The sequence below is a fragment of the Streptomyces sp. NPDC127129 genome, assembly GCF_042671585.1.
GTDB lineage: Bacteria > Actinomycetota > Actinomycetes > Streptomycetales > Streptomycetaceae > Streptomyces.
On the sequence record NZ_JBHXTV010000022.1, the window covers coordinates 86772 to 103941 of the forward strand.

The window sequence follows — 17170 nt, forward strand, 5'->3', positions numbered from 1 at the left end:
TGAGCCCCGGAACGACGACGTTGCGCTATGCGGGAGGAGCACGGACGTGGCGGAGAGCACCACCACTCAGCAGGCCTTCACGGGTGGGGACAGGCCCGAACTCGACCTCAGCGGCGCCGACTGGAGGTCGGGCAGCCAGGGCGCGGGAGACGTCCAGATCGCCTTCGTCGAGGGCTTCATCGCGATGCGGAACGGCGGGCGCCCGGAGGCACCGTCGCTGATCTTCACGCCGGCCGAGTGGCGGGCGTTCGTGGTCAACGCGCGCGAGGGCGAGTTCGACCTGACCTGACGGCCTCACATCGTCGGTGCCCCTCACCCGGTCCCGCCCGTCCTAGGGTGGTGATCATGAGCGCAGAACGTGATCTGACCCGGCTCGTCGCCGGGATGCGGCCGGAGCTCCACTCCGGCCGCTACGTCTTCACCACCGTGGACGGCCCCGCCCCTGCGGGGGTCGCCCCGGTCGCCACCGTCGCCGAGAGCGAGGGGCTCACGCTGGTCGTACGCCAGGAGGAGGCGGACGCCGCCGGTCTGGCGTACGACTACGTGGCCGCCTGGATCACGCTGCGGGTCCACTCCGCGCTCGATGCGGTCGGACTGACCGCGGCGGTCTCGCGGGAGCTCGCCAGGGCGGGGCTGAGCTGCAATGTCGTGGCGGGATTCCACCACGACCACCTCTTCGTCGAACACGCCCGGGCGGACCTGGCGTTGGCCGTGCTGCAAGAACTTGCGGAACACCCGGACCGGTCCGCCGTCTGACCCTCACAGAGGGCGCATACGGGCGTACGCTGGGGTCTTCGCGGGGCCCGTCGGCCCGGCCGCACTCATCCGCGCGCCGGGTGTGCGCCCCCGGCGTGGGGGTGGAAGCACGTGGCAGTGAACAGTGACAGGGCGGGCCGCCGGGGAATCGGCCTCTTCGAGCGCGAGGCGGAACTCGCCGCGGCGGAAGAGGCGTTGAACCAGCTGACCGGCCTCGGCGACGACGAGCCGTGGCCGGAACCGGACGACCCGGACGAACAGGTCCCGCTCCCGCGCGAGGCACCGGAACCCGAAGCGCCGGGCGGACGCCCGCGCGAGAGCGCCGCCGCACCGGGAGGCCCGGCGCTGCGGCTCCTGCGCGGCGTGCCCGAACCGATCGGCCCCCAGGAGGGAGCGGCGACCCGGGCCCCTCGGGCGCACCCGTCGACCGGACACGCCACCCCGCCCTCCTCCCGTACCCCCCGCGGCGGCGTCCTCGCCTACGCCGCGCCCGCCGGCCTCGGGAAGACGACGCTGCTCGCCGAGATCCGGCGGCGCGCCGCCGACAAGGGATGCACCGTGCTCGCGGCGCGCGGCGGCGATCAGGAGCAGCGTGTCGCCTTCCACGTGGCGCGGCAGCTCCTGCAGCCGCAGTTCGCCGCGGCCTCCGACACCGAACTCCGGGCCCAGCTCGGCAGTTGGTACGACATCGTCGGCCCCGCCCTCGGACTCTGCGCCGCCGGCGACGGCGGACCGCCCGACCCGCAGGGCCTGCGCGACGGGCTCGACTGGGTCCTGACCCACCTGGCCCTCCGGCGCGCCCCGCTCGTCGTCGTCCTCGACGACGCCCACTGGGCCGACCCGGAATCCCTCGGCTGGCTCTCCGCCTTCGCGCCGCGCGCCGAGGAACTGCCCATGCTCCTCGTCGTCGCCTACCGCCCCGACGAACTCCCGGACAGCGGCGACGAGTTCACCGGACGCCGGTCCGGCAGGCGACCCCTCGGCCTCGAACCGCTCACCTCCTCCGCCATCGCGAGCCTCGTCCGCGACCGGGTCGGCTCGCACGCCGACGACACGTTCTGCCGGGAGTGCTGGACCGTCACCTCCGGCAACCCCTTCGAGGCCGTCGAACTCGCCGCCAAGGTCCGCGAGCGGGGCCTCGAACCCCGGGCCGAGGCCGCCCACGAACTCCGCGACCTCGCTGCCGCCGTCAAGGGCAGCGGCCTCGTGGCGACCCTCGAACGGCTCGGCACCGCCACGGTCCGCCTCGCGTGGGCCTGCGCCGTCCTCGGCACCGAGATCTCGCCCCAGCTCGCCGGCGCCGTCGCGGGGCTGGGCGGAGAGGCGGTCGCCGACTGCGCCGCACGGCTGCGCGACGCGCGCGTCCTCGCGGGCACCGAGACCCTCGAGTTCGTCCACCCGCTGATCGCCACCGCCGTCTACAAGGCCATCCCCGCCGCCACCCGTGTCGCCCTGCACGGGCAGGCCGCCTGGTGCGTCATCGACGCCGGACTCGGCGCCACCGCCGCCGCGCGCCACCTCCTGGAGACCCACCCGGAGGGCGACCCCTGGGTGGTCGGCCATCTGCGGGAGGCCGCACGCGAGACGCTGCGCGCCGGCGCCCCCGACGCGGCCCGCCGCTTCCTCGCCCGCGCCCTGCGCGAACCTCCCGCCGACGAGGAACGCGCCGCCGTCCTCTTCGAACTCGGCAGCGCCTCCCTGCTCACCGAGCCCGCCACCACCGTCAACCACCTCCGCGCCGCCCTGGAGGAGCCCGTCTCCGACCCGGCCCTGCGCCACGGCATCGTCTACCGCCTCTCCCAGGTCCTCGCCCACAGCGACCGGCTCGTCGAGGCCTCCGAACTCCTCGGCCGCGAGGCCCGGCTCACCACCGACGCCCGCAGCCGCCTCCGCATGCAGGCCGAGAAGTTCATGTGGGACGCCTTCCGCGCCGACGAACCCGACTCGCCGGCCCGCTCCCGCCGGCTGGCCCGGCTCGCCGACCGGCTCACCGGTCGCGACCTCACGGAGCGGTACGTCATCGGCCTGCGCGCCTGGGACGCCACGCTGCGCGCCGAACCCTCGGCCGTCGCCGTCGACCACGCCGAACGCGCCCTGGAAGGCGGCCTCAGCTGGGCCGACGAGAGCCGGGGCTTCGAGGTCCCGGTCCTGGTCGCCCTCACGTTCCTCTACGCCGACCGGCCCGGCCGTGCCGAGGAGCTCTTCGCGGCCGGCACCGCCGAGTTCGAGCGCCAGGGCTGGCGCGGGGCCCACCTCTCCTTCGCATACACACTCCAGGGCTACATCCGGCTGCGCCGCGGCCGCCTCGTCGAGGCGGAGGACTTCGTCCGCGCGGGTCTGATGCTCGCCGAGCGCGTCGGCCCCCGCACCCCCGCCCTCTGGTACGCCGTGGGTGTCACGATCGAGGTGCTGCTCGCCCGCGGCCGGGTCGAGGAGGCCGCGCGGATCGCCCGGACACACGACTTCGGCGAGCCGTTCCCCGCCGCCGTCACCTTCCCCGACTCCCAGACCGTCCACGCCGAACTCCTCCTCGCCACGGGACGCGTCGAGGAGGCGGCGGCCGAGCTGGCCGCCGTCGGCCGGCGCCTCGACCCGCGCGGCATGCGCAACCCGGCCTGGTGCCCCTGGCAGCTCCACCTCGCCCTCGCCGAGGCGCGGGAGACCCCCGAGCGGGCCACCGCGACCGCCCTGGAAGCCGTGGCCCGTGCCCGCCAGTACGGCGCGCCCTCCACCATCGGCCAGGCGCTCCGCGTGACGGCCGAGGTCGTCGGCGGCGACGAGCGCGTGAAGCTCCTGGAGGAGTCCGTCGACTGGCTGGAGCGGTCACCCGCCGCGTACGAGCTGGCCCGCTCCCTCGTGGCCCTGGGCGGAGCGCTGCGCCGCACCGGACGCACCGGCGAGGCCGCCGACTACCTCTACCGGGGCCTGGAGGCCGCCCAGACGTGCGGGGCGGACGGGCTGGGGGACGAGGCCAGGGCGGAGCTCGCCGCCGCCGGGCTCCGGCCCCGGACCCTCCACCCGGCGGGCACGGACACACTCACCGCGCGTGAGCACACCGCGGCCGAGCTCACTGTCCGTGGCGAGGACGCGGCGGCGGCGCTGGGCGCCGACGACGCTGCCGTGACCCAGCTGCTGTCCGCCGTCTACCGCAAGCTCGGCACGGATCGCGCCGGTCTCGCCCAGGCCCTCGGAAAGCCCGGCCGGGAGCCCCGCGACAGCGGCGGCCCCGGCCGATCCGACTGACCCTCCCGGGGCACTCGTCGTCCCTGCTCACCGGGGGTGGGCGGGGACCCCGGCGCTCGCGCCGAGCCGCCGCACGGGGGCCGGCACGACCCCGTGCGCGACACGGTCGCGGTCCACCCGGGCGCAAGCGCCACAGCGCGTCGGCGGGCCCTTCCGGCGGACCCGCCACGGCGCGTCGGCGGGCCCCTCCGGCGGACCCGCCCCGGCGCGTCGCGGTGGGCGCCGGGGCACGTACCATGGCCGTATGTCCTTCCTCCGCCGCCGCAGCGCCGCCACCCCCGCCGGCCCGGACTTCGACGTCCTCGCCATGGACCCGGGGGACTGGCCCGGCAATCTCGGCGCCGGGCTGCTGCCCGCACCCGACGGGAGCTGCCAGGGCGTCTTCCTGCGCTACGACCTGTTCGGCGGCCGCGGTCCCGCGATGATCATCGGCAACCTCCCGGAGGGCTCCCCGGCCCGCGAGCTCGCCGAGGGCCAGATCCCCTTCGAGGTGGCCCAGCTCCTCGCGGCGCTGGACAACGACGAGCCCGTCGAGGTGCTCGACACCGAGGACATGCCGGTGATGCAGGGCGACAACCTGCTGATCGTGCGCCGGCTGAAGCTCTCCGAGAGCCGTATCGCCTGCGTGCAGTTCGACCGCAGCGACAACGTCCTCGTGACGATCGCCAGTTGGGACCGTCCCATCACCGACGATCTCTACGCGCTGCTCAAGCCGCTGCCCGCCGAACTGTTCCAGCAGGGCTGACGAGGGGCGGGGGCCGATGAGCGCACGCGTCGACAGCTGGATCTGGGCGGTCCGCCTCACCAAGACCCGCTCGCAGGCGGCCGCCGCCTGCCGGGCCGGGCACGTCAAGGTGAACGGTGACCGCGCCAAGCCCGCACAGCCGGTGAAGCCCGGCGACGAGGTGCGCCTCTTCCACGGCGGCCGGGAGCGGATCGTCGAGGTCAAGCAGCTCCTCACCAAGCGGGTCGGCCCGCCCGTCGCCGCCGAGGCGTACGTCGACAACAGCCCCCCGCCGCCCCCGCGCGAGCAGGTGGCCGTGGCCGCCCTCCGCGACCGCGGCGCCGGCCGTCCGACCAAGCGTGAGCGCCGCGAACTGGACCAACTGCGCGGCCGTTCCGCCTGACTTCGGGACTCAGGACACCTCGACGACGGTGCCCGTCTCGCGGGCACGTTCCGCGGCGAGCACGGACAGGTGGCTGAGCAGCGACTCACGCGGACCTGACGAGACGAGCGAGGGGTCCTCGGCGGCGACCGCCGCGACGAAGGCCTCCATGAGGCCCTCGTCGCCGCCGCCATGACCGCCCGAGGCGGACATGTCCCCGGCGGGGCGGGTGTCGATCTCCTCGGTGTCCCCGGTGCGGAAGTCGTGGATCTGCAGCATCCGGCCGTCGCCGCGGATCTCGCCACGGGTGCCGAAGATCTGGGTGCGCCGGTTGGCCATCTCCGTGAAGCCGGTCATGGTGAAGGTGGCGGTGGCGCCACCGGCGAACTCCATGGCGACGACCTGATGGTCGACGACGTCGTTGTCGCAGGCGTACACGCAGCGCCCGTACGGGCCGGTGCGCAGTGCTGCGTCCAGGGCCGGCCCGGTGAAGTCGTCGAGCACGACCGACAGCGGCCAGCCCTTGTCGCCGGCGGCGAGCCGGTCGCCGTAGAACCGCACGGCGTCGAAGGCGCACTCGCCGCGCACAGGGCACTCCACGCAGCGGTCGGCGGCGTCCTGGGGGCGGTTGGCGGGTGTGAAGTGCGTCAGGCGGCCGAAGCTGGAGACGCGGGCCGGCGGCTCGCCGACGATGTGCTGCAGCCAGTCCAGGTCGTGGCACGACTTCGCCATCAGCATGGACGTGGACTCGTCCGTGCGCCGCCAGTTGCCACGGACGTACGAGTGCGCCTGGTGCCAGTGACCGACCGGTTCGAGGTGCTGCACGCTGATGACGTCCCCGATGCGGCCCGCGTCGACGAGGCGCTTCAGCACCCGGGTGTACGGGGTGTACCTCAGGACGTGACCCACGGCCAGGATCACTCCGGCCCGCTCGACGGCGTCGACGATGGCGCGACAGGACTCCTCGTCCAGGGCCATGGGCTTCTCCAGCATGATGTGGTAACCCTGTGCGGCGAACGCCAGAGCGGGCTCCAGATGGTCGCGGTCCAGGGTGCAGAGCAGGACCGCGTCCGCGACGCGCCCGCGCTCCACGATCTGGCGCCAGTCCGCCACGGCGGCGTCGGCGGCGAGGCCGTGCTCGACGGCGAACCGTTCGCGCCGTACGCGCAGGGGCTCGGCCACGGCCACGACCCGGGCGCGGTCCGGATGGTGCAGGGCGTAGCGGGCGTGACGGGTTCCGCGGTCACCCGCGCCGACCACCAGCAGCGTTGTTGCGTCGGGCATGTCTCGCTCCTTCTTTCGCGGACAGCCGGGGGAGGGACGGCCGTTCGTCAGGTCATGGGTGTGAGGGACTCGGGATCGTCGAGCAGTTCGCGGTTCACGGCGTCCAGAGCCCTGCGGACGGCGCCGCGCGCCACCACCGCCTCGCCCAGAGTGCTGGCGGTGATGGGCGGTACGTGTTGGGTCATGTGGTCGAGCTCTTCGGTCAGCGAGGGGACCAGGGCGTCGGCCAAGGGGCTGATCCCGCCGGCGAGGACCACGAGCTCGGGGTCGACCGCCAGGATCAGGGCGGCGATCGCCGGAGCCAGCCGCCGTGCGAAGTCATGGACGGCCGCGAGGGCCCGCGGATCCTTCTCCGCCGCCGCGCGGGTGAGCGCCTCGATGTCCGACTCGCCGGGCAGCCGCTCACCGCTCCAGCGCAGGGACTCGTGGGCCGGCCCCAGGCCGAGGTGGGGAAGCGTGCTCATCTCGCCCGCGCCGCCGCGACGCCCTCGGTGCAGGCGCCCCGACAGCAGCAGCCCGGCGGCGATCCGGCGACCGGCCAGGATGCAGACGGCGTCGTCCACCAGCGCGGCGGAGCCGCGCCAATGCTCGGCGACCACGGCCAGATTGGCATCGTTCTCGACGAGGATCCGGCAGGGGAACGTGTCCGCGAGGCGCCGGGCGAGGTCGACGTCGTTCCAGTCCGGGATCACCTGTGATCTGAACCGGCCCGTGGAGTCGACCATGCCGGGCACGCCGACGGCGATCGCGAGCAGCCGGTCGGAGGTCACGGAGTGTGCGGACAGGAGGGCGGCGAGACGGGTGCGCAGGAACTCGAGACGCGCCAGCCCCGTCATCTCCGGATCGGTGTCCTCCCGTACGCGGGCGATCGTCTCGCCCGCGAGATCGGACAGGTCCATCACGACCTTGTGCAGGCCGATGTCCACGCCCACGACGAGGCCCGCCTCGCTCCGGAACCGGAAGGAGCGGGCAGGCCTGCCGCCGGCTCTTCCCGAGGGACTCCCCTCGGTCTCCGCCACCCATCCGCGCGCGGACAGCGTCTCCACCAGGCCCTCGATCGTGGGCCTGGACAGTCCGGTGGCGGACGTGAGCTGACTGACCGTCTGCGGACTGCGGGCGCGCAACGCGCGGATCACCACGGCGGCGTTCATCTTCCGGAGACCGGCCAGGTCCTTTCCCCGTATGCCACTGGGCACGTCCGCGTCCTCCATCAGCCCGTCGTGGGTCGGTCGATGAAAGAGAGTTACACAACCTCGGCGGGGGACGTCAATGGCCGTCCATGGGGCGATCAGGTGTGGTGACCGGGGTTATCCAGGAGACTTCGCTTACCTTCTTGACGAGGTGGCGCGGGAGAGCCATGCTCCCCCTGCGCAACCTCACCCCCGGCCCACGACACGTGACCTACCTGATCGCGATGCGACCCGCACAGCCTGATCACTCGTCAATCCTGACTCTCGCTGGAGGCGTGCCATGACCGGACTTCCGAACCCCGATCGTCGAGCCGTGCTCAGAGGCGCGATGGCCGTGGGCACCACCCTGGCCGCCGGTGCGTCCCTGGGCGGTTGCGCCATGGGCGGTGGTGGGTCGGATGCCGCGCCCAGGACCGCCGAGGGGGAGAAGACGGCGGACAACCCCCTGGGGGTCAAGAACGGCTCCACGGTGGAGCTGGTGTGGTTCAAGGGCGGCAACCCGAGCTACCTGCCGGACTCGGTCGACCCCCTCTTCCGGAAGAGGTACCCCGAGGTGACGCTGAAGCGCGGCGCGACGGAACGGATGTCGCAGACGCTCCAGCCGCGCTTCGTCGGAGGCAACCCGCCGGACTACGTGGACAACGTCGGTGCCGACAGTCTCGATCTCGGCGCGCTGATCCAGGGCGGGCAGGTGCTCGACCTGACCGAGCTGTACGAGGCCCCCTCGGTGGACGACCCGAAGAAGAAGGTCAAGGACACCCTTCTGCCGGGCGCCTACGAGAACGCGCTGATCGACGGCAAGCCCTACGTGCTCTCCTTCTACGCCCGTGCCTTCGGCCTGTGGTACGACGCGAAGCTCTTCGAGAAGGAGGGGTGGAAGGTGCCCACCACCTGGGACGCCTTCCTGTCGCTCTGCGCGGAGATGAAGAAGGCCGGCATCACGCCCTACGGTTTCGCCGGCAAGAACGCCGCCGACTACCACTCCCAGGTCATCCTCACCTCGGCCACGAAGACCGGTGGGCAGGACGTGCTGCGCGCGATCGACAACCTCGAACCGGGGGCCTGGACCGCGCCCGCCGTCAGACAGGCGGCCGCGGCATGGGCGGAGATCGGCGCCAAGTACACCGACAAGAGCTGTCAGGGTCTGATCCACACCGAGGTGCAGCTCCGTCAGAACCAGGGCAGGATCGCCCTCTATCCGTCGGGCGACTGGCTGGAGGCGGAGCAGAAGCTGTCCACGCCCAAGGACTTCACCTACGCGATGATGCCGGTCCCCAGCGTCACCGGCTCGGACGCCCTTCCGGCGCACGCCATCCAGACGGCCGTCGGAGGCGGTCAGACGTTCGTCCCTGCCAGGGCCAAGAACCCCGCGGCCGCCATGGAGTACATGCGGCTGATCTTCTCCCGCCAGGGTGCCAGGGCCTTCACCGCCGCGAGCGGCTGGCTGACCACCGTCCAGGGCGCGGCGGACGGAGTCCCCCTTCCCCCGGGAATGGCCTCGTCCCAGCGGGCTCTCGACACGGCCGCGGCCGACAAGTCCATGGTCGAGGGCAAGTACGCCGTGTGGTACAAGCCGCTGGCGGAGGAGCTGAAGAACGCCACGCTGGAGCTGATGTTCCAGGGCGGGTCGGGTGACGCGTTCGCCAAGCGCATGCAGAAGAAGGCCGACGAGCTGAAGAAGGACCCGTCGGTGAAGAAGTTCAGGCGCTGAGCGGAGGCCGGACATGCGGCATGGCAGATACCCGTTCATCGCCGGGTTCCTCGTGGCCCCGGTGATCCTCTACGTCGTCCTCGTACTCGGCCCCTACGCCCAGGCCTTCCAGATCGCGCTCACGAACTGGCGCGGTGTCTCCGAGCAGGCGGACTACGTCGGCCTGGACAACTTCACCCGGCTCCTCCAGGACGACATGTTCTGGAAGGCGATGCGCAACCACGGTCTGATGCTGCTGGCCGTGCCGCTGTGCACGATCGGTCTCGCCCTGGTCTTCGCCTTCCTGCTCAACGTGGCCGGCCGGAGGAGCTCCGACGGCACCCGAGGCCTCCCCGGCGCGGGTGTCTACCGGGTGGTGTTCTTCTTCCCCCAGGTCCTGTCCATCGCGGTCGTCGGCGTGCTCTTCCAGGCGGTCTACCGCCCCGACGAATCGGGTGTCCTCAACGGCCTGCTGACCCGGTTCGGCATCGAACCGGTCGGATTCCTCACCGAGCCCGCCGTCGCCCTGTGGGCGGTCATGGCCGTCATGGTCTGGAGCGGTGTCGGCTTCTACCTCGTCCTGTTCGCGGCGGGCATGGCCGCCATTCCCAGAGAGCTGTACGAAGCGGCCGAGCTGGAGGGGGCAGGGCGGATCCGGACCTTCTTCTCCATCACACTGCCCCTGCTGCGCGGCACCGTGCAGGTGGCCTGGGTCTATCTCGGCATCGCCGTTCTCGACGGCTTCGCGCTCGTCCAGGTCCTCTCGGTGAACATGGGCGGCCCGGACGGAGCCACCACCGTCGCCGGCCTCCAGGTCTGGCAGAACGCCTTCACCTACTACAAGTTCGGCTACGCCTCCGCCATGGGCGTCGTGATGTTCTTCGTCGTCATGACCTTCACCGCCCTCACCCTGCGCCTCACGCGGCGCGAGCAGCTCGAGTACTGAGAAGGGAGCGACGACGGCCATGCCGACGCGCACCGAAGCCCCGGCGGTCTCCAAAGCGTCCGAACCCGGCCCTGATCAGCGGCCCGCGTCCAGAGCACGCGCGGACCGGGAGCAGGTCGGCCTCCTCGCCGGTATGGCCCACCTCTCCCTCGCTCTCTGGGCGCTGGTGGTGATCGTGCCGCTGCTCTTCACCTTCCTCGGCTCCTTCAAGAACACCGAGGAACTCTTCGGCGACCCCTTCACGCTGCCCGCCTCGCTGCGCTGGGAGAACTGGACCCGTGCCTGGGACACCGCCCACGTGGGGCAGTACCTCCTCAACAGCGTCGTGGTCGTCTTCTTCGGCGTCGCCGGCACGATGCTGCTGGGCTCGATGGCCGCCTACGTGCTGGCCCGGTACGAGTTCCCCGGCAACCGGATCCTCTACTACATGTTCGTCTCGGGCCTGACCTTCCCCGTCTTCCTCGCCCTGGTACCGCTGTTCTTCGTCGTCAAGAACCTCGGTCTCCTGGGCACCCACACGGGACTCGTGCTCGTCTACATCGCCTACTCGCTGCCGTTCACCGTCTTCTTCCTCGCCGCCTTCTTCAAGACACTTCCGAAGGAGATCGCGGAGGCGGCGGTGGTCGACGGCTGCTCCCACACGCGCACCTTCTTCCAGGTCATGCTGCCCATGGCGAAGCCGGCCGTCGTCAGCCTCACGATCTTCAACGTGCTCGGGCAGTGGAACCAGTACCTCCTGCCGCTCGTCCTCCTCCCCGGCGACGCCGAGGACAAGTGGGTCCTGCCCCAGGGCATCGCGTCCATCTCCACCGCCGCGGGCAACCAGGCCGACTGGGGCGCGCTGTTCGCCGCCCTGACCATCTCGATCATTCCGATGCTCGTCATCTACGTCGTCTTCCAGCGCCAGATCCAGTCCGGCCTCACCGCCGGCGCGCTCAAGTGACCCAGGATGCCCGGAGGGAGGCGCCGGCCGCGGGCCGGCGCCTCCGGGACGGCCGCTCGTCGCGGCCTACGGCGCGAACAGCGCCGTCAGCCGCGCGGCCGAGGTGCCGATTCCGGTCGGGCCCCGCCGGGCCAGCGACGTACCACTGCCGCGGCGCACGTCGTCGGGTCCGTAACGCCGCGCGCCGCGGTGCCAGTTGAGGATTCCCGCGAGCCAGTCCTCCAGCCCGCGCACATACGCACCGAAGGCGGCACGCCCCTCGGCGTCCAGCCCGAAGTCCTCGTACAGCAGGGGCAGTTCGTGCCTCTTCAGATGCTCGAACTGACGCAGCCTCCCGCGCATCAGGTCGTCGACCATCGAGACGGCCGTCGGGTAGTCGCAGTCGAAGAATTTCTGCAGGACGAGGACGCCGTTGTGGACCTCCCCCGCCACCTCGACCTCCTTCTGGTACGAGAAGAGATCATTGAGAAGGGCCGCGTAGTCCGCGGCCGAGTTCTCCAGGGCCCGGACCGTGCCGCTGTCGAAGATCCCGGGCGGCAGTCCGTCCGTGCGCCGCAGCCTGCCCAGCAGCATCGTCATGTCCGAGCCGAACGTGAGGCGCCGCATCTCGATGTAGTCGACGGGGTCGGGGACCCGGTGCTGCGCCTCGTTGTGCAGCTCCCACATCCAGCTGTCGAGCATCCCGTCCATCGTTCCGCGCAGCCGGGCCCTGGCGTCCGGGCTCATCGGCCCCGCCGTCCGCGTCCACAGATCGGCGAGCGAACGCTCCATCGGACTCACGGCCGATGCCAGAGCCGCGTCCGGGTCGGTCACCGACATCAGGGACTTGAGACGCTCGGTGTACTCCTTGGCGCCGATCAGGTTCCGTGGCCGGCCGAAGACCAGCGGGTAGTAGTCGTCGCCGTACGTGCCCCACGTCAGCCACTCCGCGCTGAGCTCCAACTCCTCCACCGTGGCGTCGGGATCGAGCCCCGCGGAGCAGAGCGCGAGGTCGAAGCCCTCCATCGTCGGCCGGTCCCAGATGTCGTCCAGGAGCCCCATCCGATCCGCCCAGTCCTCGGACCGGCGCTTCGCCTCCAGGTGGTGCGGGTTGAGCGTCAGCGGGTAGGGCAGATCGAAGTCGGGCAGCAGCGACGCGCCCACCCGCGGGTGCGGGACGTGCGTCAGGGCGCGCAGGCGAGCGGCCGCGGGGCGGCCGAAGAGCGTCGCGATGTCGAGGGCGGAGGTGCCGAGCACCCCCTCGAACCGTGAAGTCCCGCTGCTCAGGCCCTCGTTCATGTACCGGCTGGAGCGCAGGTGCCATTCGTGGCCGCCCGACTGCCAGTCCTGCAGCCCCTTCGTGTACGCCGCGACCGCCGCGCACTGTGCGGGGGTCAGCCGCTTCTCCAGGCACAGGCCCGGGACTTCGGTCAGCGCCGTGTTCTCGAACTGGTGGAGCCGTGAGGTCAGCAGGTCGTTGACGGCCTCGGCCGCCTCCTGCGTCGTGCAACCGAGGAACTTCTCCAGGACGAGCACGCCGTTGCTGTTCTCACCCTCGTCCTCGACCTCCCGCTGGTAGGAGAAGAGGTCGTTGCGCAGGTGCACCGCGTCGGAGAACGTGTCGCGCAGCACGAGCAGCGGCCTGGAGTGCGCCACCTCCTCCGGCACCTCGGCGCCCGCCGCGTACTCGACGAGCCCGGCCGACCAGGGCGCCCCGCCCACCTTGCGGCGCATCTCGATGTACTCGACGGGGTTGGCGATCCGGCCCTCGTCGATGTTGTCGAGCTCCCACAGGGACTCGTACAGCAGCGCCTCGGTGGCCGTGGCGAACCGTTCCCGCCAGGCGGCGGACATGGACGGGACCGTACGCCGCCACAGGTCCGCGAGGCCGGCCTCCACCGGGTTGGTCGGCTCGGGTACCGGTGACGACGGGTCCTTCGGCATGAACAGCGGCAGCCGGTCCAGGTACGCCTTGCTGCCCGGGCGGTCCGGGGTGCGCTTGAAGACCTCCAGGAAGTGGTCGTCGAAGAAGAAGACCCAGGTGTACCAGTCGGTGACGAGGGACAGCGCCTCGGCGTCGCAGTCGGGATGGGTGTACGAGCAGAGCAGCGCGTAGTCGTGGGAGTCGAGGTCGTGCTCCTCCCAGATGCCGGAGCCCTCCAGCATCCCCATCTCCCGCGCCCACTCCCGGGTGTGCGTGCGGGCGGCCTCCACGTGGGGATTGAGCCGCGCCGGATACGGGACATAGAAATCCGGCAGGACGAAGGGCTGAGCCATGCGTGCGGGGCCTTTCGATGAGCGTGGGCGTCGACCGGCCAAGCTCTACCCCTGACCCCGATGACCCACGCGACACCGGAAGTAGTCATATGAACGCAGGAGGGGTGTCGCCGGTCCCCTCCTCCGGCGACACCCCTCCGCGCTCCCGCCGGCTCCCGCTCAGACCCGGGATACCCGCACGTCAGCTGTCTTCACGAAGGCGACCCGGTGACCGAACTGGATCTCGTAGTACTCCTCCTGGCCCCGGACGACCCGGTGCCCCGTGGTGTCGAACACCGGAGCGAAGTAGTACTCGCCCGGGGTGCGGCCGCCCACCACGTACGACTGGCCCGCGAGCAGCCTGTACGGCAGCGGCGACACCGCCTGGACCGGCACCCCGGCCGGGTACGCCGAGGCCTCCGGATAGGCCCGCCCGTACACCGGGACCTCCGCGAGACCCTCCTTCGGGGTCAGGACCAGCCCCCGGGATCCCACCGCCGTACGCTGCCCCTCCGGGTTGTGGAACCAGGCCTTCTGGCCCAGGTACCAGATCGCCGTCCAGTCGCCCCGCCGCTCGGCCACCGCGTACTGCTGGCCCGTCGAGGCCCGCGCCCCGGTGTCGTTGACCCCGGTCGTCGAGTCCTGGCCGTCCGGCCGGAGCCCGATGTCCTTCACCAGCGGGGCGTCCGCGTCGGGCGCCGTGTGCAGCCGGACCGCGCCGCTGCCGTGCGGCGCGCACGCCTCGCCGGCCTTCACACACGCCGTGTACACCGGCTGGTGCGCGCTGTACTCCGGACGGATCGTCACCACTGCCGCGTGCGGGCCCGCGGTCGGCGTGAAGGGCCTGCCGAGCAGCCGGAAGTAGTGCGCCCAGTCCCAGTACGGCCCCGGATCGGTGTGCATCCCGCGGATCGTCGACGCCGTCGTGCCGGGCACGTTGTCGTGTCCGAGGACGTGCTGCCGGTCGAGCGGGATGTCGTACCGCTGGGCCAGGTACCGCACCAGACGCGCCGAGGTGCGGTACATCGCCTCCGTGTACCAGGAGTCCGGCGCGGTCAGGAAGCCCTCGTGCTCCAGACCCACCGACTTGGCGTTCACGAACCAGTTGCCCGCGTGCCAGCCGACGTCCTTCAGCGGCAGATGCTGCGCGATGTGACCGTCCGACGAGCGCAGCGAGTACTGCCACGACACGTACGTCGGGTCCTGCACCAGCTGGAGCGTGACGTCCCAGGTCGCCTCGGTGTCATGGACCACGATGTACTCGATCGACTGGGACGCGGGCCGGTCCGCCTTGTCGTGGTTGCCGTAGTCCCCGTCACCGAACTCCTCGTACGGCGCCGGGATCCACTCGCAGGCCACCGTCCTCGGGCACTCGGTCCGGCCCGCGTCCGCCGTCCGCAGCCCCAGCGACGCCACCTGGCCGGTCTGGGGCACGAGGTCCGCGTCCCCGGCCAGCGTGACCACCTGCCCGCTGTCCGTACGCCGGGACTCACCGGCCCGCATCACGTCGAACACGTCGTTGGCGTACGTCGTCGCCGTCGCCGTGTCGTCGGCTCCGGAGTAGCGTGCCACCGCGCCGAACCAGTCGGCCGGGTCGGCGCTGAGCGGCCGGCCCGAGGCACGCTGGGCGGCGGCGAGCAGTGCCGCCCCGCCCTCGATGTTCGCCGAGGTACTGGTCCGCAGCTCCCGCGCCGGGATCCCGGTCAATGCCGCCGCCCGGTCCAGCGTCCTCAGCCGCTCCGGCAGCTGCGCCGCCGTGGGTGGTGCGGTCCGCGCGTCGGATCCGGCCCGCGGCGCGCGGGAACCGTCGCCCCGCGCGTCCTCCTCGCCGTGCGCGTGGTGCGGGGCCTCGGCCAGCGCGGTCGCCGTGTCCGTGAGGTGCATCGGGCCGTAGCCGCCGGTCACACTCGGGGCGCCGCCGTGCGCGTCCCACCGGGACTGGAGATACGACACCGCCAGCAGCACGCTCTGCGGCACCCCCTGGCGTTCGGCGGCTGCCGCGAACTGCCGCTGGAGCGAGCCGGCTTCCACCGGCTCGGCCGTGGCCGACGGCGCGGCGGACAGAAGAGGGAGAAGCAGGGCGGCGGACGCCGCGGCGCCCACCGCTCGGGGAACCCGTGTACGCGACGCGGAACGGTGCAAGGCAGCCTCCGGGTACCAGGGGTGATGACGGGGCGTGCGGGGCCGGACCCGTACAGGGGTATCGGCTTCCGGACGATCCGTCAATCACTTGCCTCTGAACGGGAGTTCCCATGTCAGAGGGGATGCCGGGGCTGTCTCACGGAGTTTCGCGACGGCGGCGCGCGGGCCTGCGGCGCGTCAGTGGCATGGACCAATGGGCGCGGGTCGCGGCGGACGGCGGAACGCCGCGCACCCGGTGTGTCGGCACCGGGCGCACGGCGTGTCACCACCCCCGTGGAACGGTCGGCGCGGCCTCAGCGCGTACCGACCGCGGCGCGCACGGCCCGCCGTGCCATGGCGCAGTCGTCGTGCAGCCGCCGCAGCAGCCGCCGCTGTTCCTCGCCCGGCGAGACCGCGCCGGAAGGGACGGGGACCGAACCGGCGGGCGGAGCCTCCTTGATGGTGCGCTGCACCGCCGTCTCGTACGTACGGATCTCGCGGGTCAGGACGATCATCAGGTTCACCAGGAAGGCGTCCCGGGACGCCGGCCCCGCCTGCTGGGCGAGCTGACTGATCTGGCGCCGGGCCGCCGGCGCGTCACCGAGCACCGACCACAGCGTCGCCAGGTCGTAGCCCGGCAGGTACCAGCCCGCGTGCTCCCAGTCGACCAGCACCGGTCCCGCGGGCGAGAGCAGGATGTTGGAGAGCAGGGCGTCACCGTGACAGAACTGCCCCATGCCCTGCCGTCCACCGGCGTGCGCCAGGCCGTGCAGCAGCTTCTGCAGGTCGTCCCGGTCACGGTCGGTGAAGAGGCCCAGCTCGTGGTAGCGCGCGATCCGGGACGGGTAGTCCAGCGGTGCGTCGAAGGTGCCGGCCGGCGGCCGCCAGGCGTTCAGCCGGGCGATGGCGCCGAGCGCGGCGCGCAGATCCGTGCGCGGCGGAGCCTCGACGGGGTGGCGCGTCAGAGCCGCCGCCCGGCCCGGCATCCGCTCGATCACCAGCGTGCAGTTCTCCGGGTCCGCGGCGATCAGCCGGGGTGCTCGCACCGGGGGACGGTGCCGGACGAAGGAGCGGTAGGCAGCTATTTCGTGCTGGAACCGCTCGACCCACGCGGGGGAGTGGTCCAGTAAACACTTCGCGACGGCCGTCGCCCGCCCGGTGGTGCCGACGATCAGCACGGAACGCCCGCTCCGCCGCAGGATCTGCACGGGATTGAACTCCGGGCAGATCCGGTGGACGGACGCGATGGCCATCCGCACCTGGGCCCCCTGCGGGCCGGACAGGTCGATTCTTCCGCTGAGCGGCTGAGCGGCACTGCCCGCCCATCGCCTCGCACGGGCCGCCGGAACGACGGGGGCGAGGTACGGTCCGCCACCGACCGGTACGGAACGGTGCTGGGGCCGGGGCGGGGCGGACACGGAGGACGATGCTGTGTACATGGAGGAGACAGATCCCTTCGTGTGCCGACAAGTTGCGTGCGTCGCCCCGCCCGACCTCCGGGCCGCACCCTGGGGAATGTGGGCCGGTTGCCGGGGCGGGGTGGCGCGTTCCTACCTGACACCGCGGCGCGGGTGGCGGAACATCGGGCGCACCCTGGCGAAGCCTGGCGAATAGTCGCCAGCCCTATGACAGGGGGTTACTGTCAACTCAGCCGAG

At 72.1% G+C, this 17170-nt stretch carries 13 protein-coding genes; 8 read left to right on the forward strand and 5 right to left on the reverse strand.

Annotation, left to right across the window (positions count from 1 at the left end; all coding sequences use genetic code 11):
* Nucleotides 1-46: 46 nt before the first annotated feature.
* The 5 genes from ACFVGW_RS32710 to ACFVGW_RS32730 all read left to right on the forward strand — a co-directional run bounded on the left by ACFVGW_RS32710 (nt 47) and on the right by ACFVGW_RS32730 (nt 5126).
* Nucleotides 47-289 carry a DUF397 domain-containing protein gene (locus tag ACFVGW_RS32710; RefSeq protein WP_352189250.1) on the forward strand — a complete coding sequence of 81 codons (243 nt, stop codon included), beginning with the start codon at nt 47-49 and terminating at the stop codon, nt 287-289.
* Between the two features lie 56 nt (nt 290-345).
* The gene (locus ACFVGW_RS32715) at nt 346-756 is read left to right on the forward strand and encodes an ACT domain-containing protein (protein ID WP_385854504.1); all 411 of its coding nucleotides are present in this window, start codon (nt 346-348) and stop codon (nt 754-756) included.
* A 111-nt stretch (nt 757-867) separates the two neighbouring features.
* Nucleotides 868-3999, forward strand: coding sequence for an ATP-binding protein (locus ACFVGW_RS32720; protein ID WP_385854505.1), 3132 nt, complete (start codon nt 868-870; stop codon nt 3997-3999).
* Between the two features lie 244 nt (nt 4000-4243).
* Entirely contained in the window at nt 4244-4744 is a 501-nt protein-coding gene (locus tag ACFVGW_RS32725; RefSeq protein ID WP_352189247.1) for a hypothetical protein, read from the forward strand.
* A gap of 16 nt (nt 4745-4760) precedes the next feature.
* On the forward strand, nt 4761-5126 hold the full coding sequence (locus ACFVGW_RS32730) for an RNA-binding S4 domain-containing protein (RefSeq protein WP_385854506.1): 366 nt from the start codon (nt 4761-4763) through the stop codon (nt 5124-5126).
* Nucleotides 5127-5135: 9 nt separating this feature from the next.
* On the opposite strand, the gene ACFVGW_RS32735 is transcribed toward ACFVGW_RS32730, so the two are convergent.
* Nucleotides 5136-6389: a Gfo/Idh/MocA family protein gene (locus ACFVGW_RS32735; RefSeq protein ID WP_383296175.1), complete on the reverse strand. Its 1254-nt coding sequence runs from the start codon at nt 6387-6389 to the stop codon at nt 5136-5138.
* A gap of 47 nt (nt 6390-6436) precedes the next feature.
* Complete coding sequence (locus ACFVGW_RS32740) at nt 6437-7585, reverse strand: ROK family transcriptional regulator (RefSeq protein WP_385854507.1); 1149 nt, start codon at nt 7583-7585, stop codon at nt 6437-6439.
* 274 nt (nt 7586-7859) lie between these two features.
* Between ACFVGW_RS32740 and ngcE the strand changes: the two genes are divergently transcribed.
* The 3 genes from ngcE to ACFVGW_RS32755 are packed head-to-tail and all read left to right on the forward strand — an operon-like array spanning nt 7860 to nt 11158.
* A complete protein-coding gene (ngcE, locus tag ACFVGW_RS32745) occupies nt 7860-9290 on the forward strand; it encodes an N-acetylglucosamine/diacetylchitobiose ABC transporter substrate-binding protein (RefSeq protein WP_385854508.1) in 1431 nt (476 codons plus the stop codon).
* A 13-nt stretch (nt 9291-9303) separates the two neighbouring features.
* Nucleotides 9304-10215 (forward strand): carbohydrate ABC transporter permease, encoded by a 912-nt coding sequence (locus ACFVGW_RS32750; protein ID WP_385854509.1) that lies wholly within the window; start codon nt 9304-9306, stop codon nt 10213-10215.
* A 19-nt stretch (nt 10216-10234) separates the two neighbouring features.
* Nucleotides 10235-11158 carry a carbohydrate ABC transporter permease gene (locus ACFVGW_RS32755; protein ID WP_385854510.1) on the forward strand — a complete coding sequence of 308 codons (924 nt, stop codon included), beginning with the start codon at nt 10235-10237 and terminating at the stop codon, nt 11156-11158.
* A gap of 66 nt (nt 11159-11224) precedes the next feature.
* Here ACFVGW_RS32755 and ACFVGW_RS32760 read toward each other — a convergent pair whose 3' ends face one another.
* The 3 genes from ACFVGW_RS32760 to ACFVGW_RS32770 form a co-directional block, all read right to left on the reverse strand.
* Nucleotides 11225-13414 (reverse strand): germacradienol/geosmin synthase, encoded by a 2190-nt coding sequence (locus ACFVGW_RS32760; RefSeq protein WP_385854511.1) that lies wholly within the window; start codon nt 13412-13414, stop codon nt 11225-11227.
* 159 nt (nt 13415-13573) lie between these two features.
* Nucleotides 13574-15496, reverse strand: coding sequence for an N-acetylmuramoyl-L-alanine amidase (locus tag ACFVGW_RS32765; RefSeq protein WP_385854512.1), 1923 nt, complete (start codon nt 15494-15496; stop codon nt 13574-13576).
* Nucleotides 15497-15828: 332 nt separating this feature from the next.
* Nucleotides 15829-16953, reverse strand: a complete 1125-nt coding sequence (locus ACFVGW_RS32770) for an aminoglycoside phosphotransferase family protein (protein ID WP_352189241.1) — start codon at nt 16951-16953, stop codon at nt 15829-15831.
* Between the last annotated feature and the right edge of the window lie 217 nt (nt 16954-17170).